Raw genomic sequence first — 24,930 nt, 5'->3', positions numbered from 1 at the left:
GCACGGGTACGGGGTAACGGTGAGCCGGTGGGGACGGCGAAGATCAAAATAGCGACACTCCGGCCGGAGGGGAACGGCAGGGTCCGTGCGCGCACCGGCCGGCCGGCACGCTGACGCGACCCCGGCGTTCCGCACCCTCGCGCGACCGGAGCACCGCATGGCCGCAACCGTCCGAGCCGCGGGCATCGATCATCCCAACACTCCACCTGTGACGCCCCGTTGGCTTGGGCGAGGCGGCGTGCCACCCTGGTGGGCCGAGGGGAGCGGCATATGGGCGCACGAGGGACCGACTCCGGCCGGACCGCGGGAACTCCGGCGAACGGAGCCCCCGGGAGCGGGATTCCGGAGGCCGGCCGTACGGGGACCACGCGGGCCCGCCGCGCGGCCGAGACCGGCAAGGGCGAGCGGCTCGCCGACTGGGCCGACGGACGGCTGGGCGTGTACACGCTGGCCAAGGCCAATATGCGCAAGGTCTTTCCGGACCACTGGTCGTTCATGCTGGGCGAGGTCTGCCTCTACAGCTTCCTCGTCCTGATCCTCACCGGCGTCTATCTCACCCTGTTCTTCGAGCCGAGCGGCGTCGAGGTCGTCTACCACGGCTCGTACGGGCCGCTGAACGGCATCATCATGACGCGGGCGTACGAGTCCACGCTCGACATCAGCTTCGACGTGCGCGGCGGACTGCTGATCCGGCAGATCCACCACTGGGCGGCGCTCGTCTTCCTCGCCGGGATGCTCGTGCACATGATGCGGGTGTTCTTCACCGGCGCGTTCCGCAAGCCGCGCGAGGTCAACTGGCTGTTCGGCTGGACCCTGTTGATGCTCGGCCTCATCACCGGCCTGACCGGCTACTCGCTCCCCGACGACCTGCTCTCCGGCACCGGCGTCCGCTTCGCCCAGGGCGCCATCCTGTCGATCCCGGTCGTGGGGACGTACATCTCCTTCTTCCTGTTCGGCGGGGAGTTCCCGGGGCACGACATCATCCCGAGGTTCTTCCCCATCCACGTCCTGCTGCTGCCGGGCATCATGCTGGGACTGGTCGTCGCCCATCTGATCCTGGTCTTCTACCACAAGCACACGCAGTACCCGGGGCCCGGACGCGACCAGAAGTCGGTCGTCGGCATGCCGTTCATGCCCGTCTACATGGCCAAGGCCGGCGGCTTCTTCTTCCTGGTCTTCGGGGTCCTGGCGATCATGGGAGCGATCGCCACCGTCAACCCCGTGTGGGCCTTCGGGCCCTACCGGCCCGACCTGGTGACCACCGGCGCCCAGCCCGACTGGTACCTCGGCTTCTCCGAAGGGCTGATCCGGGTGATGCCGGGATGGGAGATCAACGCCCTCGGCCACACACTCCAGTTGGGCGTCTTCATCCCCTTCTCGCTCTTCCCGCTCATCATGACCGCCATCGCCGTCTACCCGTTCATCGAGGCATGGGTCACCGGCGACAAGCGCGAGCACCACATCCTGGACCGGCCGCGCAACGTGCCCACCCGCACCGCGCTCGGCGTCGCCTGGCTGACGCTGTACGCCGTCCTGCTGGTCGGCGGCGGCAACGACCTGTGGGCCACCCACTTCCATCTGTCGATCAACGCGATCACCTGGTTCGTCCGCGTCGCCGTCTTCGCCGGGCCCGCACTCGCCTACGTCGTCACGAAACGGATCTGTCTGGGGCTGCAACGCGCCGACCGGGAAAAGGTGTTGCACGGCCGCGAGTCCGGCACCATCAAACTCCTGCCGCACGGCGAGTACGTCGAGGTCCACGAACCGCTCACCCCGGCACAGCGGTTCACCCTCACCCAGCACGAACAGGCGCCGCCCTACGAGGTGGGCCCGCTCGTCGACGCGAACGGTGTGGTCCGCCGGGTCGGCCCCGCCCGAAGGCTGCGCGCCCGGCTGGCGCGCGCCCTGTACGGACCCGGCGCCCGGATCCCGAAGCCGACGGCCGAGGAGTACCGGGAGCTCACGAGCGGGGACGAGCACCACTGAGACCGGCCAGCGCCTCGGCCCTGCACTCGGCCGGGGTGCCCCAGGCCGTGCGCAGGGCGCGGGCCTTGGTGAACCAGAGGGACAGGTCGTACTCGGCCGTGTAGCCGATCGCGCCGTGCAGCTGCAACGCCGTCCGGGCGGTGGTGTACGCGGCCTCGCCCGCCGTGGCCTTCGCGGCGGCCACGTCCGCCGGCGCCATCGACAGCGCGGCCCCGAACAGCAGCGGGCGCGCGAACTCCAGGGCGATCATCGCGTCGGCGAGCCGGTGCTTGACCGCCTGGAACGAGCCGACGGGAACACCGAACTGGGTGCGCTGCTTGACGTATGCGACGGTCCGGTCGAGGAGCGCGAGGCCGACCCCGAGGGCCTGGGCGGCGGTGGCGAGCCGGGCCCAGGCCAGGGCCCGGCTCGCGGCGCGGGTGACCTGCGGTCCCGCGGCCAGGAGTTCGCCGCCCGCCTCCGGCCGGGCGAGCCGCCGGGCCCGGTCCACGGACGCCCGTACCGGATCGTGGCCCGGCGCGAGCCGCAGACCGTCGCCGTCCACCACGAGCAGCACCGTCGCCGCGTCCGCGTCGAGCGCGTACCCGTCGGCCGGGGCGAGCGTGGCGACGCTCTCGCCGGAGGCCAGCCCCGGCAGCAGCCGCTTGGCCGGACCCGACGCGCCCAGCTCGCCCAGCTCGCTCAGCAGGGCGGCCGCGGCGACCGTCTCCACCACCGGACCCGGAACCGCATGCCGCCCCAACTCGATGAACGCGACCGCCAGTTCGACGGGGAGCGGGCCCACCCCCTCGTACGCCTCCGGGACGGCCAGTGCGAAGACCCCCGCGTCGGCGAGCCGCGACCACAGGGCCCGGCCGGGCCCGTGATCGCCGCGGGCCCAGGCCCGTACGGCCGACGGTGTGTCCGCGGACGTCAGCATCGCGTCCAGGGAGGCGGCGAAGGCGCGCTGTTCGGCGTCGAGGAGGAAGCGCATCAGCGGCGGCCCTTCGGGAGGCCGAGCAGCCGCTCGGCGATGATGTCGCGCTGGATCTCGTTGGTGCCCGCGTAGACGGGGCCCGCGAGCGAGAAGACATGCCCCTCGGACCACTCGGTGTCCGCCAGCTCGCCCTCGGCGCCCAGCAGATCGAGGGCCGTCTCGTGCAGCGCGATGTCGAGCTCCGACCAGAACACCTTGTTCAGGCTGGATTCCGGGCCGATGCCCTCGCCTTCGAGGAACCGGGAGGCGTTGGCGTACGTGAAGAGCTGGTAGGCGCGGGCGCCGATCACCGCGTCGGCCACCCGGTCGCGCAGGGCCGAGTCGAAGGGGTCGCCGTGCGCGTGCCACAACGCGGCCAGCCGGTCGGCGGCGGCCAGGAAGCGGCCCGGCGAACGCAGCGTCAGACCGCGTTCGTTGCCCGCCGTCGACATCGCCACCCGCCAGCCCTGCCCCGGCTCGCCGATCACGTCCTCGTCGGGGACGAACACCTCGTCCAGGAACAGCTCCGCGAAGGCGGGCTTGCCGTCCAGGCGCCCGATGGGGCGGACCGTGACGCCCGGCGCGCTCAGGTCGAACATCAGATACGTCAGACCCTGGTGGGGCCTCGGCAGACCCGGCTCGCTGCGGAACAGGCCGAAGGCGCGGTCGGCGAACGCGGCCCGCGACGACCAGGTCTTCTGTCCGCTCAAGCGCCAGCCGCCGTCCGCGCGCACGGCCCGCGAGGTCAGCGAGGCCAGGTCCGAACCCGCCTCCGGCTCGGACCACGCCTGCGCCCAGACCACCTCGCCCGTCGCCATCGGCGGCAGCACCCGCTCTCGTTGCTCCGGGGTGCCGTGGTCGAAAAGGGTCGGCGCGAGGAGGCTGATGCCGTTCTGCCCGACCCGGCCCGGCGCGCCCACCGCGTGGTACTCCTCCTCGAAGGCCAGCCAGCGCACGAGGTCCGCGTCCCGGCCGCCGTACGCCGTCGGCCACGACACCACCGACCAGCGGTCCGCCGCCAGTTCGGCCTCCCACGCGCGATGCGCGGCGAAGCCCTCCGCGGTCTCCAGCGAGGGCAGGGCAGTCGCCGGGACATGGGTGTCCAGCCAGCCGCGGGCCTCGGCACGGAACGCCTCGTCGGCGGGGGAGCGGGTGAGATCCATCGACGGCACCTTTCGGCGGTGGGCTCCGGAGGCGGTGTGCCCCGGGTCGGCGGTGGCCTCCGGGGCTTCGGCGTGGGGCTTCGGGCTGCGGTGTGCGGCTGCGGCGTGGGGCTTCGGGGTGACTCCAAGCTTCCCTAACAAGTGTTTGGTAGGTTAGCTTGGGGTCATGAGCGACGTCGAGAGTCCGGCGTACGTACCCGGGCACGGGCTGCTGAAGGGCCGCACCGCCGTCATCACCGCCGCGGCGGGCGCGGGCATCGGCGGGGCCACGGCACGCCGGTTCCTGGAGGAGGGCGCGCGCGTCCTGATCAGCGACGCGCACAGCCGCCGGCTCAAGGAGACCGCCGAGACCCTGGCCGCGGAGTTCGGCGCCGCGAACGTCGCCGCACTGCCCTGCGACGTCACCGAAGAGGACCAGGTCCAGGCCCTCTTCGACACCGCCACAGGCCTCCACGGCCGACTGGACATCGTCGTCAACAACGCCGGCCTCGGCGGCACCTCCCCCCTCGTCGACATGACCGACGAGCAGTGGTCGAAGGTCCTCGACGTGACACTGAACGGCACGTTCCGCTGCACCCGGGCGGCACTGCGACGGCTCAAGGAGCGGGGCGACGGCGGAGTCGTCGTCAACAACGCCTCCGTCGTCGGCTGGCGCGCCCAGTCCGGACAGGCCCACTACGCCGCCGCGAAGGCGGGCGTCATGGCGCTCACCCGCTGCGCCGCGGTCGAGGCCGCCGCGTACGGGGTCCGGGTCAACGCCGTCTCGCCCAGCCTCGCCATGCATCCCCACCTGGTGAAGGTCACCACCCCCGAACTGCTGGAGGAACTGACCGCCCGCGAGGCCTTCGGCCGGTACGCCGAACCCTGGGAGGTGGCCAACGTGATCGTGTTCCTCGCCTCCGGCTACTCCTCGTATCTGACCGGCGAGGTCGTGTCCGTGAGCAGCCAGCACGCCTAGGACGAGAATGACCGTGTGCCTACCAAGAAGAAGCCCCAGGTGACCGCCACCCCGGAGCGCCGCCGTGAACTGCTCGGCACCGCCGCCGAGGTGTTCGCCGAACAGGGCTACAACGCCACCACCGTACGCAAGATCGCGGACGAGGCCGGGATGCTCGCGGGCAGCCTCTACTACCACTTCGACTCCAAGGAATCGATGCTGGAGGAGATCCTGCGGACCTTCCTCGACGAGCTCTGGGACGGCTACGACACCGTCCTGGACGCCGGACTCGGCCCCCGGGAAACCCTGGAGGCCCTGGTCACCGAGTCCTTCCGGGAGATCGACCGGCACCGCGCGGCCGTCGCGATCTACCAGAAGGAGGCCCGGCACCTGGCCGCACAGCAGCGCTTCGCCTTCCTCGCCGAATCCCAGCGCAACTTCGAGAAGGCGTGGCTGAGCACCCTGGAACGCGGAGTCGACGCCGAGGTCTTCCGGGCCGACCTCGACATCCGCCTCACCTACCGGTTCGTGCGCGACACCGTGTGGGTCGCCGCCTCCTGGTACCGGCCCGGCGGTCAGCACAGCCCGGAGGAGATCGCCCGGCAGTACCTGTCGATGGTGCTCGACGGCATCTCCGTCCGCGAGGAGCCGTAAGCGAACCACGCGAACCACCCACGTCCGCAAGGGAGTCGTCATGGCCGAGGCCTACATCGTCGAAGCGGTCCGCACGCCCGTCGGGCGGCGCAGGGGAGGGCTGAGCGGGGTCCACCCGGCCGACCTCGGCGCGCACGTGCTCAGCGCACTGGTCGAACGGTCAGGCGTGGACCCGGCAGCAGTCGAGGACGTCGTCCTCGGCTGCCTGGACACGGTCGGACCGCAGGCCGGGGACATCGCCCGCACCAGCTGGCTGGCGGCCGGACTGCCCGAGGAGGTGCCGGGGGTCACCGTCGACCGCCAGTGCGGGTCCTCCCAGCAGGCCGTGCACTTCGCCGCCCAGGGCGTCCTGTCCGGTACCCAGGACCTGGTCGTCGCGGGCGGCGTGCAGAACATGAGCCAGATACCCATCGCCTTCGCCTCCCGCCAGGCCGCCGAACCCCTCGGCCTCACCGAGGGACCCTTCGCGGGCAGCGAGGGCTGGCGCACCCGCTACGGCGACCGCCCCGTCAACCAGTTCCACGGCGCCGAACTCATCGCCGCCAAATGGGGCATCAGCCGCCGCGACCAGGAGGAGTTCGCCCTCCGCTCCCACCAGCGGGCGATCCGCGCCGCCGACGAGGGCCGCTTCGACCGCGAGACCGTACGGTTCGGGGAGGTCACCGTCGACGAAGGACCCCGCCGGGACACCACCCTGGAGAAGATGGCCGGCCTGAACCCCGTCGTCGAGGGCGGCACCATCACCGCCGCCTGCTCCTCCCAGGTCTCCGACGGCGCCGCCGCGATGCTGCTCGCCTCCGAACGGGCGGTCCGCGAACACGGCCTGACCCCCCGTGCCCGCGTGCACCACCTCTCGGTGCGCGGCGAGGACCCCATCCGGATGCTCTCGGCCCCCATCCCGGCCACCGCGTACGCCCTGAAGAAGACCGGCATGTCCATCGGCGACATCGATCTCGTCGAGATCAACGAGGCGTTCGCCCCGGTCGTCCTCGCCTGGCTCAAGGAGACCGGCGCCGACCCGGAGAAGGTCAACGTCAACGGCGGCGCGATCGCGCTGGGCCACCCGCTCGGCGCCACGGGTGTGCGGCTGATGACGACCCTGCTGCACGAACTGGAGCGCACCGGCGGCCGGTTCGGACTCCAGACGATGTGCGAGGGCGGCGGCCAGGCGAATGTGACGATCATCGAGCGGCTCTGAGTGCCGGCCTCCCACCCCTGCGGCGTCCGAGGGCGGGGCCCCCGTACACCGGGCAGGGCGGCCGAGGCGTGCGGCAGGGTGAGCGGGCCCCGGCCGCCCGGGCGCTCACCCGTCCGGGCCCGCGGCGGCATCCGGTGCCGTGAGGGCCCGGTCGCCCGCGCGGGGTAGGGAGTCGAGTGCCGCGAGGGCCTCGGCCATCACCCGCTCGACCAGTTCCGCGCAGGACGGGAGATCCTCGATCACTCCCGCGACCTGTCCCGACGCCATCACGCCGAGATCCGTCCGGCCGTCCACCATCGACGACTTGAGGAGCATCGGGGTGTTGGCGGCGAGCAGGACCTGACTCCAGGACAGGTCCCTGCCGTGTTTCATGGCGAGGCCGTCGCGGATCATCCGGGACCAGGACAGGCCGGATATCCGCCGGAACCCGGCCGCGTGACGCACGGCCTGGACGAGGGCTCTGGTGCGGCCCGCCCCCTCCAGGGCGTCGACGAGCTCACTGCGCAGCATCCGGTGCGGCAGCCCGTCGACGGCCGTCGTCACGGTGACGTCCTTCACCGTCGCCGCCAGATACCTCGCCTTCACCGCGTCGGGGACGGTCGAGTCGGAGGTCAGCAGGAAACGCGTGCCCATCGCGATGCCCGCCGCCCCGTAGGCCAGCGCCGCCACCAGCCCCCGTCCGTCGTGGAAGCCGCCCGCCGCCACCACCGGGATGTCCACGGCGTCCACCACCTGCGGCAGCAGCACGCTCGTCGCCACCTCCCCGGTGTGGCCGCCGCCCTCGCCGCCCTGCACGATCACCGCGTCGGCGCCCCAGGCGGCCACCTTCTCGGCGTGCCGCCGGGCGCCGACGGACGGCACGACGACCACGCCCGCCTCCTTCAGCGAGGCGATCAGCTCGCGGGAGGGGGCGAGCGCGAACGACGCGACGCGCACGCCCTCGTCGACGATGATCCGTACCCGGTCGCCGGCGTCCCCGGCGTCGGCGCGCAGATTCACACCGAAGGGCTGATCCGTACGGGACTTGACCTCCCGCACCGCGTCGCGGAGCTGGTCGAGTGTCATCGTCGCGGAGGCCAGGATGCCCAGCGCGCCCGCGTTCGCCGTCGCCGAGACCAGACGGGGCCCCGCCACCCAGCCCATACCCGTCTGCACGATGGGATGCCGGACGCCGACGAGCACCGTCAGCGCGGTCTCCATCAGCGCCCACCCTCACGCGAACCACCGGGTACGCCCCGGTCCCGGGGGCCGCTGCCTTCGTCGGGCACTCCCCGGTCTCCTCCGCCGGCCGCGCCGGGCCGGGCAGGTGTCTCCGGGTTCTGTGCGCCGCTGCCCCCGCCGGGTATGTCCCGGTCCCGCGCGGTGCTCTCCGGATCGGGCACCTCCCGGTTCCGCAGACCCTTCGGGTCGATCACCGCGCGGATCAACTCCAGCTCCTCCGGGGTCGGTTCACGGGTGAACGGCACCTCGTCCGGGATCGCCAGCTCGAACCCCGTCGCCTCCCTGACCTGTTCGGCGGTGACACCCGGGTGCACGGACACCAGCCGCATCGAGTGGTCGGGCGTCGCGAAGTCGAGGACGGCGAGGTCGGTCACCACCCGGGGGAGGCGATGGAAACGGGTGGCGCTCGGGCCCGCGGTGGCGGCCCGGTCGTACCCCACCCCGCACACCATGTCGACCCGCTCCACGAAGACGCGTCGGGAATGCTTCGGGATCCAGTAACTGGTCGGATTGTTCAGGGTGTTGACCGGGGCGCCGCGCACGCCCAGCAGTTGGCGCCGGGGCCGGGACCAGTCGCCGACGCACGAGATGTTCTGGTTGCCGAAGCGGTCGATCTGGCTCGCGCCCATCATCACGTGCCGCCGCCCGCCGGTCACCGCCGTCAGATGTCTGCGGTACGGCAGCCAGCCCTCCGGGGTGCCGTCGAGGCCGACGAGCAGCGCCTCGCCGTCGGTCAGCAGCAGATCGGGCGAGAAGGTGTGCCGGGCCAGCCGGGCGCCGATGGAGGGGATCAGGCCCATGGGGCTGGCGAGCACCTCGCCGTTGTCCCGCCATGCCTCGGCACAGGCGATCACGCAGTACTCGGCTCGACCGGCGCTCACTGGTCCCGCTCCTTCCGCCAGGCCTGGACGGCGCTCTGGTAGGCGAGTTCGTCGCCGCCGAGGAACCGCTCGGCGAACTCGGCGTACGGCGTGGTCGCGTACAGCTTCTGGAAGGCCTCGTCCCGCCCGTAGTCCGGGACGCACGAGGTGAAGTGTGCGCCGTTCGGTGTCTCCACCACGCCCGTCACGTGCGACCGCTGGAGCAGCAGGGTCTGCGGCGCGGCCTCCTTGGTCAGCTCCGCCGTGTCGACGATCCGCTCGCAGGAGACGTACGCCGTGTCCGCGGCCTCGCAGAACAGGTCGTCGAAGTACGGGTCCGGGCCCAGGTACTGGCCGTTGCCCAGGCGGTCCGCCCTGTTCATGTGGACCAGGGCGGCGTCCAGGCGCAGCGCGGGCATCGCGACGAGCTCCTCCCGTATCCCCGAGGCCGGGTCGGGATACGGCGAAGTGACCGTCCGCAGCCCCGGGTTGACCCGCATCACGTCCGAGCCGAGCCCCGCCCGCACCGGGAGGAACGGCAGCCGGTTCGCCGCCGCGTGCAGTCCCCACATGAACATCGCCTCGTCCACCTCTGTCAGCTCGAACGCCCCGCGCTCGCGGGCCGCCCGGTAGTGCGGTTCCAGCGGGACGGAGTCGAGCGTCGCGAAGGCGGTGACGAGGGTGCGGATCCGTCCGGCTGCGGCGAGCAGCCCGACGTCCGGGCCGCCGTACGCGACGACGGTGAGATCGGTGATCTCGGTTCGGAGCAGCGCTCTCACCAGGGCCATCGGTTTGCGGCGCGAGCCCCAGCCGCCGATGCCGAGGGTCATCCCGCTCTCCAGCCGGCCGACGACGTCCCGCGCCGACATGGTCTTGTCGCTCACCGGGGGGCCTCCTTGCCGAAGGTGTCACGGACGCGGTCGGCCACTCCGGCGAGATTGGCCTCGAAGGTGAAGCCCTGCTCGAAGCGGTAGCTGCGGCGCACGTCGACGGGGTCGATGCCGTTGATGGCGGCCTTGGCGAGCCGGATGAGATGCCCGTCCTTGGCCGCTATCTCGCGAGCCAGCTCCAGTGCGGCCGCCCGGAGTTCCTCGCGCGGTACGACCCGCCACACCGAGCCGTGCGTGTGCAGCTCGGCCGCGGTCGCCGTGCGCGAGGTGTAGTACAGGGCGCGCATCAGGTGCTGGGGGACGAGCCGGGCCAGATGTGTGGCCGCGCCGAGCGCGCCGCGGTCCAGCTCGGGCAGGCCGAAGGTGGCGTCCTCGCTCGCCACGATCGCGTCCGCGTTCCCCACGAGCCCTATGCCGCCGCCCAGGCAGAAGCCGTGCACGGCCGCGACGACGGGCACCTCGCACTCGTACACCGCAGCGAAGGCCTCCGCGCAGCCGCGGTTGGCACCGATCAGCGCGCCGTGACCCGTGGTGTCGCGCTGCATTTCCTTGATGTCGACGCCCGCGTTGAACCCGCGCCCCTCGGCTCCGAGGACGACGCAGCGGATCCCGGGGTCGCTGCCCGCCGCGCGCACGGCGTCGGCGAGGTCGAACCAGCCCCGCACCGGCAGCGCGTTCACCGGCGGGTAGTCGACCGTGACGACGGAAATCCCCTTTTCCGGGGACGAGGTGGAGACACCCATGGGCACATCAGCTACCTTTCCACCAAACGTTTGTTAGGTGTGATGCGAAGCTAGCAGCGATCGCGGCCGCGCGGGAGGCCCCTGTGGACAACGTGGACACCGAGGACCGCGAAGGCGCCGCCGTGGACCTCGGCGGCCGGACCGCCGTCGTCACCGGCGGCACCCGAGGAGTCGGGGCGGGTATCGCACGGGCCTTCGCGCGGGCGGGCGCACACGTCGTGGTCTGCGCCCGCCGACCGCCCGAAGTCCCCCTCGAAGGCGCCGACTTCGTCCCCGTCGACCTGCGCGACCCGGCCGCCGTGCGGGCCTTCTTCGACGCCCTGCCCCGGCTCGACGTCCTGGTCAACAACGCGGGCGGCGCCCCCTACCGGCCCCTCGCCGAGGCGGACGCCGAGCGGCATGCCCGGGTGATCGAGCTCAACCTCACCGTCCCGCTCACCGCGTCGATCGCCGCGTACGAACATCTCAGGCGGGCCCGGGGCTCGATCGTGATGATCGGCAGCGTGAGCGGGTCGCGCCCCTCGCCCGGTTCGGCGGCCTACGGCGCGGCCAAGGCCGGACTGGAGAACCTGGCCCGCTCGATGGCCGTCGAATGGGCACCGGAGATCCGGGTCAACACCCTGGTCGTCGGCATGGTCCGCACCGAACTGGCCCATCTGCACTACGGCGGCGAGGACGGCGTCGCCGCCGTCGCCCGCACCGTCCCCCTCGGCCGCCTCGCCCGGCCGTCCGACGTCGGCGCCGCCGCCGTGTTCCTCGCCTCGGACGCCGCCGCGTACATCAGCGGCGCCTCGATCCTCGTCCACGGAGGCGGCGAGCGGCCCGCCTTCCTCGACGCCGCCACCGCCAACAAGGACCGGCAGGGAGAAGTGGGATGAGCGCACGATTGCTGTGTGAGGGGCGGGTCGTGATCGTCACGGGTGCGGGCCGCGGGCTCGGCAGGGCGCACGCGCTCGCGTACGCCGCCGAGGGCGCCCGGCTCGTGGTGAACGACCTCGGCGTCGGCCTCGACGGCAGCCCAGGACCGGACAGCCCGGCCCGGCGAGTGGCGGAGGAGATCCGCGCGGCGGGCGGCGAAGCGGTGGCCCACGGCGGCGACATCGCGACGACCGAGGGCGCCGCGTCCCTCGTCCGCACCGCCCTGGAGACGTACGGCCGGCTCGACACACTGGTCAACAACGCCGGGTTCCTGCGCGACCGGATGCTGGTCAACCTCGAAGAGGACGCCTGGGACGCCGTCATGCGAGTCCACCTGAAGGGACACTTCCTGCCGCTCAGGCAGGCGGCGGCGCACTGGCGGGCGGAGGCGAAGGCGGGCCGCGCGCCCGACGCCAGAGTCGTCAACACCAGTAGCGGAGCGGGCCTGCTGGGGTCCGTCGGGCAGGGCAACTACAGCGCCGCCAAGGCCGGCATCGTCGCTCTGACGCTGGTCGCGGCGGCCGAGATGGGCCCCTACGGCGTCCAGGTCAACGCCATCGCCCCGGCCGCCCGCACCCGGATGACCGAGCGGACCTTCGCCGACACCATGTCCGCTCCCGGCAGCGGATTCGACGCCATGGCCCCCGGCAATGTCTCGCCGCTGGTCGTCTGGCTCGGGTCGGCCGCGTCCGCCGGGGTCACCGGCCGCGTCTTCGAGACCGAGGGCGGCCGGATCACCGTGATGGAGGGCTGGCGGCCGGGCCCGAGCGCCGACAAGGGGGCCCGGTGGACCCCGGCGGAGGCCGGTGAGACGGCCCGGAAGCTCCTGACGGAGGCGGAGACTCCGGGGGCGGTGTACGGCGCACGGTAGGAGGCTCGGCCTGTCCCGCCCTGGTGCCCCGCCGGCCCGGCGGCGGGGATTCCCGCGGAAGTGGCCTCCACTGGGACGGAGCGGGGACTCCGGGGTGTTCGACGGCCCCACTGGGACGGAGCGGGGACTCCCGGGTGGCCGACGGACCCACTGGGACTGAGGTGGGACCCCGGGGTGGTCGAGGGACCTCGGTGAGGACTCGGCGCATCCCGTCCAGGAACTGGTGCCCGTGGTGCCCTACCGCACCTGGATCCCCGGATGTTCAGCGTCCGGGGCGTGTCGTGCTCGCTTTCAGCAGGGTGACGATCTCCGCGTGGCCGGTCTGGAGGTCGTCGCCGGCGAAAGGCCGTCCCTGGGCATCGAGGAGCTGGACCTCGATGGTCGTGCCCTCGGGTGAGGGGTGACGGTGGGTGACCGACGGATGGCCGGGGCCGTGCGTGCGGGCCAGGCTCCCCCGGAGTTCGACCTCGATGCCGACGCCGAGCAGACGGCGGGCCTCCGCCAGCGCCTCGCCCCGCGCGCCCGCCCCGTGCGCGAGCAGGGCCCGTACACAGCCGACGGATCCCCGGTGCGCGGCCGTCACCAGCGGGGGCTCGCCCGCCGGTCCGGGCCGGTCCGGGGCCGCGCCCGCCATGAGGAGCGCCTCCGCCACCGCGGTGTGGCCCCGCCGCAGCGCCCAGGTCAGGGCGGTGAAACCGAACGCCTCCACCGTGTCCGGGTTCGCCCCGGCCGCGAGCAGGGCGCGGACCACCTCCGTGTGACCACCGCAGGCCGCACCGCACAGGGGAGCGTCCGTGCCCAGGCTGAGGCGGTCGGGCTCGGCGCCACCGGCCAGCAGCAGCCGTACGATGCCGGGCCGGTCGCTCACCGCCGCCAGGTACAGGGCGCTCTGGCCGTCCTCGTCGACCGCCTCGGCGCTCACTCCCGCGCGCAGCAGCCGTACGACCGCGTCCTCGTCCCCCTCGTACAGGGCGGGGAAGAGTCGTGCGGTCGGGTCGTTCGCGCTCATCCTTCGACCCTCGCTCGCCACCGACCCGCGAGGCAAAGACTTTTGGGGTGTTCTGCCTCACCCGCACCCCGTGGGCGTCAGCTCTTCCCCCGTACCGCCCACGGTTCGTCCCTCACGTGTCGCACTCCAGCACCGTCCGGCACAGCGCGCACCGCGCCCGAACCCGGCCGCGTACCGGCACCCTGATGCGCTGGTGGCAGGTCGGGCACGGGAAGGAGACGCGCAGCGGGCCGCGGTCTTCGGGCGCGAAGGCGTAGGGGACGCCGGAGTGGTCGGGGGTGTGGTGGTCCTGCGCGTGGCGGCGGTCCCTGGCATAGCGGCGGCGGCCCGCCCAGCCCGCCGCGGTCAGCGGGGGCTGCTGCTCGTCGCGGCGGGCCTGCGCCATGCCCTTCGTGTACGCGCTGTACGCCTGCGGGCTGGTGAACCACACCGAGGGGTCCTCGCCGAAGACCAGGGCGCGCTTGGCGAGGACGTAACCGAACTCCTCGGGGGTCAGATAACCGAGCTTCTGCGAGGACGCGGCGTCCTCGCGGTAGGCGTCGAGGAGGAGCCAGCCCGTGCCGAGGTAGGCGGCGGCCGTGTCGGTGAGGATCTCGTTGTCGCGGGTGCCGGGGAACGAGAGGTCGAGGCGGTGCAGATAGACGTGCATCACCTCGTGGGCGAGGGCGGCGCCGATGTCCCTGCGATGGGTGCGGAAGCGGTCGTTGAGCTCGATGAAGTACTCGGGTCCCGCGGCGAGTTCGACGTGCGCCGCGTGGGTCATCTCGCGGAAGCCGACGATCATCCGGGCGTCCGGCAGCCGGTAGTGCCGCACCATCTCGCGGGCCACCCGCTGGGCGCCCAGATGCAGGTCGTCGATGTCGGCGAAGGCCACGTCGGCGGGCGCCACGCTGGTCGCGAACGTGTGGATGGTGTCGTACGAGAGCCGCTTGTAGAGCGCGGTGATCGACGCCCGCACCGTGTCCAGATGCGGGTAGCCGTGCTCGACGGGTCCGCCGTTCGCCACGCCCGCACCCCCAGAAGACGCCGGAACTCCTCTCCACTGTAAGCGGGGTTCCCTCCGGTGGCGGGGGTGCGGAGGCGGGTCGGGACGGCGGCTGGCCGGAATGCGCTTCTTGCCCGGTACGGCGGCCGGTCCCCATAATCCGCACCAGCTTGGCAGGAGCATGCCATGAGGCGTTTCCTGTGCGCCTGCCCTGCGGACAACCCCCCACGAAAGGAAGCGCGTTGAAGTCTCTCAAGAAGCTCGGCGTCATCAGAAGACTGCTCGCCGTCGGCGCGGTCGCGCTCGCCGCCGTGTCCCTCCAGCCGCTGTCCGCGCACGCCGCACCCGCACCCGTCGTCGGCGGAACACGTGCCGCCCAGGGCGAGTTCCCGTTCATGGTCCGCCTCTCCATGGGCTGCGGCGGCGCCCTCTACACCAAGAGCATCGTCCTGACCGCCGCGCACTGCGTGAACGGCTCGGGCACCAACACCTCCATCACCGCCACCGCCGGTGTCGTGGACCTGCAGAGCGGCAGCGCCGTCAAGGTCAAGTCGACCAAGGTGCTCCAGGCGCCCGGCTACAACGGCAAGGGCAAGGACTGGGCCCTCATCAAACTCGCCAAGCCCATCGAGCAGCCCACCCTGAAGATCGCCACCAACACCGCCTACAACAACGGCGACTTCACCGTCGCCGGCTGGGGCGCCACCCGCGAGGGCGGCGGACAGCAGCGCTACCTGCTCAAGGCCACCGTTCCCTTCGTCGACGACGCCACCTGCGGGCAGGCGTACGGCAGTGATCTCGTCCCCAGCGACGAGATCTGCGCCGGATTCGTCGCCCAGGGCGGCGTCGACACCTGCCAGGGCGACTCCGGCGGGCCCATGTTCCGCAAGGACGACACGGGCGCCTACATCCAGGTCGGGATCGTCAGCTGGGGCCAGGGCTGCGCGGAGCCCGGATACCCCGGCGTGTACAGCGAGGTCTCGACCTTCGCCGCCGACATAGCCAGGGTGGCCGCCGGCCTGTGACCTTGCCGGCAGCACCGGCAGCACCGGCAGCACCGGCAGCACCGGCAGCACCGGCAGCACCGGCACCACCAGCACCGGCACCGGCACCAGCACCACCAGTGCCGGCACCACCAGTGCCGGCACCAGCGGCGCCCGCGACCCCGGTCGCGGGCGACCGCCGCGGGGTACGACGCGGTACCGCGCCAGGAGGACGTGGACGGCCCGTGGCGGGCCTGCGGGACCCCGGGCGGGCCCCGGAACCCGTGGCGGCCCGCGGGAACCTGTGGGGAGCGGAGGTCCACGGCCGTAGGGACCCTCCACCGGAGGCCCGCCCGGCTGGGGGCGTCAGTGCGAGAAGGCAAGGCGGCCGTACGCCTGGACCACCGCCGTCGGTCAGGGCGCGCAGACGAGTCGGCTCGCCCGAGCGGAACCGCCGACGGTCGCCGAACCGGCCGCGTGATCCTACGAGTTCACCGTGTCGGCGGCGCCGTGTTCCCGCCGGGCGGCGCCGCCCATGATCGGGCCCGCGCGAGCCACGTAGGGTTGGATGTCATGAGCACCAGCACGCCCCAGGAAGTCGATCCCGCCGTCAGCACGGAACTCGCCCGGCTGCGCGACAGCATCGACAACATCGACGCCGCCGTCGTCCACATGCTCGCCGAGCGCTTCAAGTGCACCCAGCAGGTCGGCCACCTCAAAGCCGCCCACCAGCTGCCGCCGGCCGACCCCTCCCGCGAGGCCCACCAGATCGCCCGGCTCCGCCGCCTCGCCGAGAGCGCCAAGCTGGATCCGGCCTTCGCCGAAAAACTGCTGAATTTCATCATCGCCGAGGTCATTCGGCACCACGAGCGCATCGCGGACGACGCGGGAACCGGTACGGCCGACCCGGGGGAGTGACACCGGGGGCCCGCAGCGGGCATCCTGCGCTGTGCACTCCCGCACACTTCATGCCCGCCACACAACGCCCGTGGGCGCCGTCGAGAACGCCACGCCCGTCCTCGACGGCGACACTTCCGCCACCACCACGGGCCCGCGTCGCGCGTCCGTACGGGCATAAGCTGGTATGCCCAAACGAGGGGACGTCGGGCCATGCCGTCGGATGCCAAGATCCTCATCGTCGACGACCACGAAGACACCCTGTACGCGCTCGAGAGCGTCCTGGCCCCGCTCGGCTACCGGGTCGTGCGGGCCACCGGCGGCGACGAGGCGCTCAAGGAAGTCCTGCGCGGCCAGGTCGCCCTGCTCCTCCTCGACGTGCGCATGCCCGGCGTGAGCGGCCTCGACGTCGTCCGCTACCTGCGGCGCCTGGAGCAGACCCAGCACATCCCCGTTATCCTGCTCACCGGCTTCGGCCCGGACGCCGGACTCACCGCCACCGCCTTCGGCCTCGGCGTCGCCGACCTCCTCATGAAACCGGTCGACCCCTGGGCCCTGCGCACCAAGGTCCGCTACCTGTACGAGGCCCAGCGCCGCCACCAGGCCCTCGAAGCCGAGCTGCGCGAACTGCGCGCACTCGTCAAGGAACACACCCCCGCCCCCGCCCTCGCGCACCCCGACGGACGCATCCCCGGCCGACGCCGCCCCGGGCAGGACCCACGCCCGCCGCGGGAGGAACCGCACGGGCCGGGAGAGGACCTGCAGGAGTCCGTGGAGGACCCGCGCGGGCCCCACGAGCCCAGCGGACCCCCACGAGCCCAGCGGGCCCCATGAGCCCAGCGGAAACCACGAGCCCCACGAGGTCAGCGGGAACCATGAACCCCACGAGCCCCGTGGGAACCGCGAGAACCGGCACCCGTCGTCCGACGACCGACGACCGGCACGCCTCGCGGGGCAGCGGCCGACTGGAACAGGGCCGCACGCCGTAACAGCGGCCCGTGACCGGGTGGCGACAATGCGCATATACCGGACCACGCCTGTGTCCTGCCTGCGGCATCGGGCAGCATGTTCCCATGTCCGTACTGACGCGCGACGAAGCGCAGACCCGTGCCAGGCTCCTCGACGTCCACCACTACGGGATCGAACTCGACCTGACCGGAGGGGACGAGACCTTCGACTCCCTGACCGTCATCCGGTTCACCACCCGTGCCGACGCGGACACCTTCGTCGAGCTGAAGCCCGCCGAACTGCGCTCCGTCACCCTCGACGGCCGGCCCCTCGACCCCGAGACCCTCGACGAGAACCGGCTGCCCCTCAAGGGCCTCACCGCCGGCGAGCACGAACTGCGCGTCGACGCCGCCATGCGCTACTCCCGCACCGGGGAGGGCATGCACCGCTTCACCGACCCCACCGACGGCGAGACCTACCTCTACACCCAGCTGTTCATGGAAGACGTCCAGCGCGTCTTCGCCGCCTTCGACCAGCCCGACCTCAAGTCCGTCTTCGAGCTCTCCGTCACCGCCCCCGAAGGCTGGACCGTCCTCGCCAACGGCATCACCGAACACCTCGGCGACGGCCACTGGAAGGCCGCCCCCACCCCGCTGATCTCCACCTACCTCGTCGCCGTCGCCGCCGGCCCCTGGCACTCCGTACGCACCGAGCACCGCGGCCTCCCCTTCGGCCTCCACTGCCGCCGCTCCCTCGCCCCGTACCTGGACGCCGACGCCGAGGAGATCCTCGACGTCACCCGCGCCTGCTTCGACCGCTACCACGAGAAGTTCGACGAGCCCTACCCCTTCGACTCCTACGACCAGGCGTTCGTCCCCGAATTCAACGCCGGCGCCATGGAGAACCCCGGCCTCGTCACCTTCCGCGACGAGTTCATCTACCGCTCCGCCGTCACCGACACCGAGCGGCAGACCCGCGCCATGGTGATCGCCCACGAAATGGCCCACATGTGGTTCGGCGACCTCGTCACCCTGCGCTGGTGGGACGACATCTGGCTCAACGAGTCCTTCGCCGAGTACATGGGCTACCAGACCCTCACCGAAGCCACCCGCTTCACCGACACCTGGGTCGACTTCGGCGTCGCCCGCAAGTCCTGGGGCTACGACGCCGACCAGCGCCCCTCCACCCACCCCGTCGCCCCCCACCCCGACTCGGTCCCCGACACCGCGTCCGCCATGCTCAACTTCGACGGCATCTCCTACGCCAAGGGTGCCTCCGCACTGCGCCAACTCGTGGCCTGGCTCGGCGAGAAGGACTTCCTCGCCGGCATCAACACCCACTTCGCCCGCCACAAGTTCGCCAACGCCACCCTCGCCGACTTCATCGACAACCTCGCCTCCGCCACCGAACGCGACGTGCACGCCTGGGCCGACGCCTGGCTGCGCACCACCGGCGTCGACACCCTCAGGCCCGAGATCACCGAAGCCGCCGGCCAGTGGCACCTCACCGTCGACCGCGAGGGCAGCCGCCCCCACCGCATCGCCGTCGGCGCCTACGACACCGTCCCGGGCGAGGGCGACCGGCTGGTCCTGCGCGACCGCTTCGAACTCGACGTTCCCCAGGGCGACTCCGCCGGGCCCCGCCCGGGCCGCCGCCCCGACCTGCTCCTCCTCAACGACGGCGACCTCACCTACGCCAAGGTCCGCTTCGACCCCAAGTCCTTCCAGACCGTACGAGCCGCCCTCTCCGGCCTCCCCGACCCCCTCACCCGGGCCGTCGTCTGGAACGCCCTGCGCGACGCCGTACGCGACGGCGAACTGCCCGCCATGGCCTACATCGAGGCCGCCCGCGCCCACCTGCCGCACGAGACCGACCTCGCCCTCGTCCAGGGCATCCTGTCCTTCGCGACCGCCCACGTCGCCGACCGGTACCTGCGCCCCGAACATCGGCCCACCGCCCTCGCCATCCTCACCGACCTGTGCCGCGACCTCATCCGCCGCACCGAGGACGGCTCCCACCCCGGCCTGCGCCTGACCGCCGTACGCCACCTCATCGACGTCGCCGCCCACCCCGACACCATCAGCGCCTGGTTCTCCGAGGGCACCGTCCCCGGCGGCCCCGAACTCGACCCCGAACTGCGCTGGCGCATCCTCGGCCGGCTCTCCGTCCTCGGCGCCGTCGACGACGCCGTGATCGACGCCGAACTCGTCCAGGACCCCAGCGCCACCGGCCAGGAAGGCGCCGCCCGCTGCCGCGCCGCACTGCCCGACCCGCAGGCCAAACGCGCCGCCTGGGAAGCGATGTTCGCCACCGACGAACTCTCCAACTACCTGTTCACCGCCACCGCCCAGGGCTTCTGGCAGCCCGAACAGACCGACCTCGTCCGCGAGTACGTCGAGCGCTACTGGCCCGACGCCGTGGCCGTCGCCGAGCGGCGCGGCCCCGCCATCGCCGAAGCCGCCGGCCGCTGGGCCTTCCCCGCCTGCGCCGTCGCCCCCGACACCCTCGCCCTCGGCGAGACCTGCCTCCGCGACGCCGACCCCATCCCGGCGCTGCGCCGCAAACTCGCCGACCAACTCGACGACCTCGCACGGGCGTTGCGGGTGAGGCAGGCCTAAACACAGGGCTCCGCCCCCTGCCGTCCCCGGAGCCCCGCTCCGGACCGCGATCCGTGAACGCCGGTGAGACCGATCCTCAGCTCACCGGCGTTCGCGTACACGGCCGTTCAGGCCCAACCGCCCCGAACGACCGTGCGACGGGGTACCGGTGACCGCCCCCCCCACACATTTCCTCCGTACGGCAGTACCCCCGCCGGGGCCGAATCGTTGTCCTTGGCGGGCGCACCTGCCCAAAACGCGTACACGCCGGGAACGACCCCGCCGCGCGTCCACCGGAGGACACCCATGAGCACGCCGCCCCTCGCCTCAGGTCCCGAAGGCCCCGACGCGCTGCGGCCATTGCTCGACACCGTCCTGCACGCACTCGCCGAAGGCACCGCCGCACGCGGAGGACCCCTCCCCGCCGGAGGACCCGAACACGTCGCCAGCCGCCTGCGCGCCGCCCTCGGCGACCCCCTGCCCCAGCACGGCAGCGCCGACGCCCTGCACACCCTCGTACGCGCCCTCGCCGAAGGCGCCGCCGACCCCGCCGACCCCCTGTGCGCCGCCCACCTGCACTGCCCACCCCTCGCCGTCGCCACCGCCGCAGACCTCGCCGCCTCCGCCCTCAACCCCTCCCTCGACTCCTGGGACCAGGCCCCCGCCGCCTCAGAACTCGAAACACTCGTCACCCAGGCCCTCGCCCACGAGGTCTACGGCGCCCGAGGCGACGCCCTCATCACCACCGGCGGCACCGAGTCCAACCAACTCGCCCTCCTCCTCGCCCGCGAGACCCACAGCGGCGTCCAACTCGTCTGCGGAGCAGGCGCCCACCACTCCCTCCACCGCGCCACCTGGCTCCTCGGCCTCCCCGAACCCGTCGTCGTCCCCGCACCCGCCGGCACCCTCGACCCCGCCGCCCTCGACAGCGCCCTCACCGACCTGCGCGGCCCCCTCCTCGTCGCCGCCACCGCCGGCACCACCGACGCCGGACTCATCGACCCACTGCCCGACATCGCCGACCTCTGCGCCACCCACGGCGCCCGCCTCCACATCGACGCCGCCTACGGCGGAGGTCTCCTCTTCAGCGACCGGCACCGCACCGAACTCGACGGACTCGCCCGCGCCGACACCGTCACCCTCGACCTGCACAAACTCGGCTGGCAGCCCGTCGCCGCCGGAGTACTCGCCGTACGCGAACCCGCCGACCTCACCCCACTCGGACACCGCGCCGAATACCTCAACGCCGACGACGACACCGAAGCAGGCCTCCCCGACCTGCTCGGCCGCTCCCTGCGCACCACCCGCCGCCCCGACATCCTCAAGATCGCCGTCACCCTCAAAACCCTCGGACGGCACGGCATCGGCGCACTCGTCGACCAGGTCTGCGCCCACGCCCACGAACTCGCCGACCTCATCGCCGCCCACCCCGGCTTCGAGCTCTACGACCGCCCGGCCATCAGCACCGTCCTGTTCCGGCCCACCGGCGCCACCGACGACACCGTCGCCGCCGTACGCCGCACCCTCCTGAACGAAGGACGCGCCGTCCTCGGCCGCGCCACCCTCGACGGCCGCCGCTGGCTCAAAGCCACCCTCCTCAACCCCCACACCCGGCCGGGCGACCTGGCCACGCTCCTGAAACTGGTGGAAGGACACACCCCCCGATGAGACCGACACCCCACCCCCAGCGCCCCGCCGCCGAAACACCCCGCGACCTGGTCGGCATCGGCATCGGCCCCTTCAACCTCTCCCTCGCCGCCCTCACCCACCCCCTCACCGAACTCGACACCGTCTTCTACGAACAGCGCTCCGGCTTCGACTGGCACCCCGGCCTGCTCATCGACGGCGCCACCCTCCAAGTCCCCTTCCTCGCCGACCTGGTGACCCTCGCCGACCCCACAAGCCCCTGGTCCTTCCTCAACTACCTCAAGGACCGCGACCGCCTCTTCCCCTTCTACTTCGCCGAGCGGTTCCACATCCAGCGCGCCGAATACGACGCCTACTGCCGCTGGGTCGCCGACAACCTCCCCGGACTCCGCTTCGCCCACCAGGTCGACGCCGTCCGCTGGAGCCCCGAACACGACCTCTTCGAAGTCGACTACAGCCGGCTCGACACCAACGGCGAAGCCCAAGCCCCCGGCCGCTCCTACACCCGCAACATCGTCCTCGGCGTCGGCACCGCCCCCCACATCCCCGAACCGCTCAAACCACTCGTGGAAGCCCCCGGCGTGCCCGTCATCCACGCCGCCGACTACCTCAAACACCGCGACCAGTTCCTCACCGCCGAACACATCACCGTCATCGGCGCGGGCCAGTCCGGCGCCGAAGTCTTCCTCGACCTCCTGCGCAACCGCCCCACCGGAAAAGAAAAGATCCACTGGCTCGCCCGCACCGAAGCGTTCGCACCCATGGAGTACTCCAAACTCGGCCTCGAACACTTCACCCCCGACTACACCCGCTACTTCCACGCCCTCACCGAACCCGTCCGCGACCGGCTCGTCGCCGCCCAATGGCAACTCCACAAAGGCATCGACGCCGACACCATCGCCGCCATCCACGACGAGCTCTACCGCCGCACCCTGCACGGCGGCTGGCCCGACGCCGTCCTCACCCCCGCCGTCACCGTCCGCACCGCCGGACGCATCGCCACCACCAAGATCGAACTCCATCTCGAACACGGCCAGCAGGGCACCCGCTCCCGCCTCACCACCAACGCCGTCGTCCTCGCCACCGGCTACCGCGAGCGACCCATCGCCCCGCTCCTCGCCGGACTCGACCCCTACCTGCGCCGCGACAACGCCGAACGCCCCGACATCGACAACCAGTTCCGCCTGATCCTCGACCCCGCCGTCACCGGCCGCGTCTACGTCCAGAACGCCGAACTCCACACCCACGGCGTCGGCGCCCCCGACCTGGGCCTCGCCGCCTGGCGCAGCGCCACCATCCTCAACTCCCTCACCGGCAAAGACCCCTACCCCCTCCCCGGCAGAACCGCCTTCACCACCTTCGGCCTGGAACAGACCCCCCGCGTCCCGGCCGCCCGCCAGGAAACCCGGACCCTCACCCCCCTCGTTCCCCTGATCCCCCTGGTCGAGGGGAGATGAAGAACCAGCGGGAGAGGGCGGAGAGGGCGGGAGACGGCGCAGACGCCGGCCTGAACACCCGCAAGGCCGGGGCCCGCAGACCAGCGTGAACGGCCGGTAAGGCTGAGCGCCCGTAACGCCGAACGCACCGGCCCGAACGGCAACGGCGCCGACGCGAGAAACCGCGCCGACGCCGTGACCCCCAACTCGCCCCGCCCTAGAACACAGGCGAACCGTCCCGCGTCAACTTCCAGTCCACCGAAGCGAACTCCTTCGGGTCCAGCGAGCCCTTCGCCGTCACCCACTCCGCGATCCGCGTCCGGATCTCCGTCGACTCCGACCACACCTCGGTCGCCGAAGCGACATGCGGAAACGCACCGCCGCCATTCGCACGGTAGTTGTTCACCGCGAACACGAACTGCTGCGCATCATCCAGCGCCGCACCGTTGTACGTCAGGTTCTTGATCCGCGAACCCTCCGCCTGCGCGATGTCGATGTCGTACCGGAGACCCGACACATAGTCGTAGTTGTAGTCCGGACGGTTGTTCGCGTTCGTCAGCTTCTCCGTGTCGACCACCGCACCCGCGGCCGTCTGCACGAAATAGTTCGCCGAATACTCCAGGTACGCCCGCACCTGCGCACCCGACAGCAGCTTCGCCACCAGCGTGTTGTCGTACACATACAGACTCGACAGATCCCGGATCGTCACATCACCCGCCGGAATCTCCGACGTCCGAGAGAACGGCGACGCCTGCGCGATCACCGGCAGCGACGCGTACTGCGTCCCCACCAGCGCCGCTCGGACCACGTCCTCCTGAACCCTGGTGATCAGATCGATGATCGGCGCGTCCTTGTACCGCGCCTCCACCGTCGTCAGCGTCTCCGTCGCCGTGCCGACCACCTGGTTGACGTACGCCACCACCACGTCGTGCTCGTCCTTCAGCAGCCGCGTGATCCTCGGGTCGTCCGCCACCGAGTTCGTGTTGCGCACCGAAGCCGCCACCGACTCGACCCGCCACCGGCCCTTCTCGAAGACCAGCCCGAAGTCGAACACCGACATCCGCTCCGCGTACGCCAGCGGCTCCGACAGCACGACCGTCTTCCCCGACGCCGTGTTCGTGACCTTCAACTCCGGGATCTCCAGATGCGCGTGACCCACCAGGATCGCGTCGATCCCCGGCACCTGCTGCGCCACCAACGCCGCCGAATTCTCCACATACGGCACCTGGTCACCGTACGAAGACGTCCCCGAAGCACCCGAGTGCGCCGACACGACCACCACGTCCGCACCCATCGACCGCAGCTTCGGCACCCACTTCGCCGCCTGCTCCTCAAGACCCGGGAACGTCAACTTCCCCTGGACGTAAGCCTTGTCCCAGATCGCGATACCCGGGTTCGTCAGACCCAGCACCGCCACCTTCACCGGCGGAGCGCCATGAACACGGAACTCCTTCATGAAATACGGAGGGAACGCCGGCTTCAGCGTCTTCGCGTCCAGCGCGTTCGCCCCCAGCAACGGGAAACGACACTGCGACTCGAACTTCCGCAGCGTCTCGATCCCGTAGTTGAACTCGTGGTTCCCCAGCGCCACCGCGTCATAGCCGATCGCGTTCATCGCCTGCGCCATCGGATGCACCGGACCACCCTTGGCGGTGATCGGATCCACCTTCGCGTAGTAGTACGTCAGCGGAGTGCCCTGGATGGTGTCACCCGCGTCGATGAGCAGCGTGTTGCAACGGCCCCTCTCCGCACGGATGTTGTTCACCAGCGTCGAGATCCGCGCCAGACCCTGCGCGTTACCCGCCTTGTCCGAGTACTCCGCGTCCTTGAAGTAGTCCCAGTTGAACACGTGACCGTGCAGATCCGTCGTCCCCATCACCGTCAGCGCATACCGCTTCACCGGCCTGGAACCCCCCTTCACCTCTGCCGCCTGCGCCACCGGAGCCGCGCCCGCACCCGCGAGCGCCACCCCCGCACCCGTCACGGCGGACTTCTTCAGGAACTTCCGGCGGTTCAACGACATGTCTCGAAC

At 71.8% G+C, this 24,930-nt stretch carries 20 protein-coding genes and 1 pseudogene; 12 read left to right on the top strand and 9 right to left on the bottom strand.

Annotation, left to right across the window (positions count from 1 at the left end):
- The first annotated feature begins 270 nt into the window (after positions 1-270).
- The gene (gene qcrB, locus N4G66_RS33920) at positions 271-1,986 is read left to right on the top strand and encodes a cytochrome bc1 complex cytochrome b subunit (RefSeq protein ID WP_261708120.1); all 1,716 of its coding nucleotides are present in this window, start codon (positions 271-273) and stop codon (positions 1,984-1,986) included.
- On the opposite strand, the gene N4G66_RS33915 is transcribed toward qcrB, so the two are convergent.
- Both N4G66_RS33915 and N4G66_RS33910 read right to left on the bottom strand, forming a co-directional pair.
- Positions 1,961-2,959, bottom strand: a complete 999-nt coding sequence (locus tag N4G66_RS33915; RefSeq protein ID WP_261708119.1) for an acyl-CoA dehydrogenase family protein — start codon at positions 2,957-2,959, stop codon at positions 1,961-1,963. The two genes, qcrB and N4G66_RS33915, sit on opposite strands and share 26 nt — an antisense overlap.
- Positions 2,959-4,104: an acyl-CoA dehydrogenase family protein gene (locus N4G66_RS33910; protein WP_261708118.1), complete on the bottom strand. Its 1,146-nt coding sequence runs from the start codon at positions 4,102-4,104 to the stop codon at positions 2,959-2,961. The genes N4G66_RS33915 and N4G66_RS33910 overlap by 1 nt, the downstream gene beginning before the upstream one ends.
- A gap of 166 nt (positions 4,105-4,270) precedes the next feature.
- Between N4G66_RS33910 and N4G66_RS33905 the strand changes: the two genes are divergently transcribed.
- Genes N4G66_RS33905 through N4G66_RS33895 form a run of 3 tightly spaced genes read left to right on the top strand, consistent with a single transcriptional unit; the run spans position 4,271 to position 6,893 of the window.
- Positions 4,271-5,062: an SDR family oxidoreductase gene (locus tag N4G66_RS33905; RefSeq protein WP_261708117.1), complete on the top strand. Its 792-nt coding sequence runs from the start codon at positions 4,271-4,273 to the stop codon at positions 5,060-5,062.
- A gap of 15 nt (positions 5,063-5,077) precedes the next feature.
- The gene (locus tag N4G66_RS33900; RefSeq protein WP_261708116.1) at positions 5,078-5,695 is read left to right on the top strand and encodes a TetR/AcrR family transcriptional regulator; all 618 of its coding nucleotides are present in this window, start codon (positions 5,078-5,080) and stop codon (positions 5,693-5,695) included.
- Between the two features lie 40 nt (positions 5,696-5,735).
- Entirely contained in the window at positions 5,736-6,893 is a 1,158-nt protein-coding gene (locus N4G66_RS33895; protein ID WP_261708115.1) for an acetyl-CoA C-acetyltransferase, read from the top strand.
- A 105-nt stretch (positions 6,894-6,998) separates the two neighbouring features.
- On the opposite strand, the gene N4G66_RS33890 is transcribed toward N4G66_RS33895, so the two are convergent.
- The 4 genes and pseudogenes from N4G66_RS33890 to N4G66_RS33875 form a co-directional block, all read right to left on the bottom strand.
- Positions 6,999-8,093, bottom strand: a complete 1,095-nt coding sequence (locus N4G66_RS33890) for an NAD(P)H-dependent flavin oxidoreductase (RefSeq protein ID WP_261708114.1) — start codon at positions 8,091-8,093, stop codon at positions 6,999-7,001.
- A gap of 179 nt (positions 8,094-8,272) precedes the next feature.
- Positions 8,273-8,995, bottom strand: a pseudogene (locus tag N4G66_RS33885) (CoA-transferase subunit beta); the annotation flags it as partial.
- Positions 8,992-9,858, bottom strand: a complete 867-nt coding sequence (locus N4G66_RS33880) for a CoA transferase subunit A (protein ID WP_261708113.1) — start codon at positions 9,856-9,858, stop codon at positions 8,992-8,994. The pseudogene N4G66_RS33885 and the gene N4G66_RS33880, both read right to left, overlap by 4 nt.
- Entirely contained in the window at positions 9,855-10,607 is a 753-nt protein-coding gene (locus N4G66_RS33875) for an enoyl-CoA hydratase family protein (protein WP_261708112.1), read from the bottom strand. The genes N4G66_RS33880 and N4G66_RS33875 overlap by 4 nt, the downstream gene beginning before the upstream one ends.
- Before the next feature lie 122 nt (positions 10,608-10,729).
- Between N4G66_RS33875 and N4G66_RS33870 the strand changes: the two genes are divergently transcribed.
- Together N4G66_RS33870 and N4G66_RS33865 are read left to right on the top strand one after the other, a co-directional pair.
- Positions 10,730-11,485: an SDR family oxidoreductase gene (locus N4G66_RS33870; protein WP_261708156.1), complete on the top strand. Its 756-nt coding sequence runs from the start codon at positions 10,730-10,732 to the stop codon at positions 11,483-11,485.
- Positions 11,482-12,396: an SDR family oxidoreductase gene (locus tag N4G66_RS33865; RefSeq protein WP_261708111.1), complete on the top strand. Its 915-nt coding sequence runs from the start codon at positions 11,482-11,484 to the stop codon at positions 12,394-12,396. Before N4G66_RS33870 ends, N4G66_RS33865 begins: the two co-directional genes overlap by 4 nt.
- Positions 12,397-12,658: 262 nt before the next feature.
- Here N4G66_RS33865 and N4G66_RS33860 read toward each other — a convergent pair whose 3' ends face one another.
- Positions 12,659-13,405: an ankyrin repeat domain-containing protein gene (locus tag N4G66_RS33860; RefSeq protein WP_261708110.1), complete on the bottom strand. Its 747-nt coding sequence runs from the start codon at positions 13,403-13,405 to the stop codon at positions 12,659-12,661.
- Between the two features lie 112 nt (positions 13,406-13,517).
- Positions 13,518-14,411: a hypothetical protein gene (locus tag N4G66_RS33855; RefSeq protein ID WP_261708109.1), complete on the bottom strand. Its 894-nt coding sequence runs from the start codon at positions 14,409-14,411 to the stop codon at positions 13,518-13,520.
- Positions 14,412-14,632: 221 nt separating this feature from the next.
- On the opposite strand from N4G66_RS33855, the gene N4G66_RS33850 reads away from it, so the two are divergent.
- The 6 genes from N4G66_RS33850 (at position 14,633) to N4G66_RS33825 (ending at position 22,919) form a co-directional block, all read left to right on the top strand.
- Entirely contained in the window at positions 14,633-15,415 is a 783-nt protein-coding gene (locus N4G66_RS33850) for a S1 family peptidase (protein WP_261708108.1), read from the top strand.
- A 531-nt stretch (positions 15,416-15,946) separates the two neighbouring features.
- A complete protein-coding gene (locus tag N4G66_RS33845; RefSeq protein WP_261708107.1) occupies positions 15,947-16,291 on the top strand; it encodes a chorismate mutase in 345 nt (114 codons plus the stop codon).
- Between the two features lie 192 nt (positions 16,292-16,483).
- Positions 16,484-17,104: a response regulator gene (locus N4G66_RS33840; RefSeq protein ID WP_261708106.1), complete on the top strand. Its 621-nt coding sequence runs from the start codon at positions 16,484-16,486 to the stop codon at positions 17,102-17,104.
- A 239-nt stretch (positions 17,105-17,343) separates the two neighbouring features.
- Positions 17,344-19,836, top strand: coding sequence for an aminopeptidase N (pepN, locus tag N4G66_RS33835; RefSeq protein WP_261708105.1), 2,493 nt, complete (start codon positions 17,344-17,346; stop codon positions 19,834-19,836).
- A 285-nt stretch (positions 19,837-20,121) separates the two neighbouring features.
- Positions 20,122-21,483: a pyridoxal phosphate-dependent decarboxylase family protein gene (locus N4G66_RS33830; RefSeq protein WP_261708104.1), complete on the top strand. Its 1,362-nt coding sequence runs from the start codon at positions 20,122-20,124 to the stop codon at positions 21,481-21,483.
- The gene (locus N4G66_RS33825; RefSeq protein ID WP_261708103.1) at positions 21,480-22,919 is read left to right on the top strand and encodes a lysine N(6)-hydroxylase/L-ornithine N(5)-oxygenase family protein; all 1,440 of its coding nucleotides are present in this window, start codon (positions 21,480-21,482) and stop codon (positions 22,917-22,919) included. The genes N4G66_RS33830 and N4G66_RS33825 overlap by 4 nt, the downstream gene beginning before the upstream one ends.
- A 196-nt stretch (positions 22,920-23,115) precedes the next feature.
- On the opposite strand, the gene N4G66_RS33820 is transcribed toward N4G66_RS33825, so the two are convergent.
- Positions 23,116-24,921 carry a bifunctional metallophosphatase/5'-nucleotidase gene (locus N4G66_RS33820; RefSeq protein ID WP_261708102.1) on the bottom strand — a complete coding sequence of 602 codons (1,806 nt, stop codon included), beginning with the start codon at positions 24,919-24,921 and terminating at the stop codon, positions 23,116-23,118.
- Between the last annotated feature and the right edge of the window lie 9 nt (positions 24,922-24,930).

Origin of the sequence: Streptomyces rhizosphaerihabitans, from assembly GCF_025399795.1 — a bacterium.
In the GTDB taxonomy this organism is placed as follows: domain Bacteria; phylum Actinomycetota; class Actinomycetes; order Streptomycetales; family Streptomycetaceae; genus Streptomyces; species Streptomyces rhizosphaerihabitans.
The sequence above is the reverse complement of the archived record's forward strand: the minus strand, read 5'-3'. Positions and strand labels throughout refer to the sequence as shown.